The organism is Klebsiella sp. 4_1_44FAA, assembly GCF_000238715.1.
Taxonomy (GTDB): Bacteria; Pseudomonadota; Gammaproteobacteria; order Enterobacterales; family Enterobacteriaceae; genus Klebsiella; species Klebsiella pneumoniae.
The window spans coordinates 1-784 of record NZ_JH414849.1 but is presented as its reverse complement, the minus strand read 5'-3'; the positions used below and the strand labels follow the sequence as shown (position 1 = coordinate 784).

2 pseudogenes are annotated in these 784 nt (G+C 65.9%); both read left to right on the top strand.

Annotated elements, in window-relative coordinates:
- Positions 1 to 221: pseudogene (locus HMPREF1024_RS00065) on the top strand (oxaloacetate decarboxylase subunit gamma); the annotation flags it as partial.
- Positions 222 to 236: 15 nt separating this feature from the next.
- Positions 237 to 784, top strand: a pseudogene (locus HMPREF1024_RS00070) (oxaloacetate decarboxylase); the annotation flags it as partial.

Genomic DNA, 784 nt, shown 5'->3' with positions numbered 1-784 from the left:
GGCTTCACCCTTGAGTTTCTCGGCATGGGCTTTGTGCTGGTGTTCCTGCTGCTGCTCATCTTTGCCATCCGGGGAATGTCCCTCGCCGTCAACCGCCTGTTTCCCGAGCCGCCCGCGCCCCCAAACCGGCGCCGGCCGCCGTCGCGCCCGCCGACGATTTCGCCCGCCTGAAGCCGGCGATTGTCGCCGCCATTCACCACCATCGCCGTCTTCACCCTTAATTCACGGAGGAATTCATGACCGTTGCCATTACCGATGTCGTCCTGCGCGACGCCCACCAGTCCCTGTTCGCCACCCGTCTGCGTCTCGACGATATGCTGCCCGTTGCCGCTCAGCTGGACGACGTCGGCTACCGCTCGCTGGAGTGCTGGGGCGGCGCCACCTTTGACGCCTGCATCCGCTTTCTCGGCGAGGACCCGTGGGTCCGCCTGCGCGAGCTGAAAAAGGCGATGCCGAAAACTCCGCTGCAGATGCTGCTCCGCGGCCAGAACCTGCTCGGCTACCGCCACTACGCCGACGACGTGGTGGAGCGCTTCGTGGAGCGCGCCGTCAAAAACGGCATGGACGTCTTCCGCGTCTTCGATGCCATGAACGACCCGCGCAACATGCAGGCCGCCCTGCAGGCGGTCCGCCGCCACGGCGCCCACGCCCAGGGTACGCTTTCGTACACCACCAGCCCGGCGCACACCCTGCAGACCTGGCTCGACCTCACCGAACAGCTGCTGGAGACCGGCGTTGACTCCGTCGCCATCAAGGACATGTCCGGCATTCTGAACGCCGCATG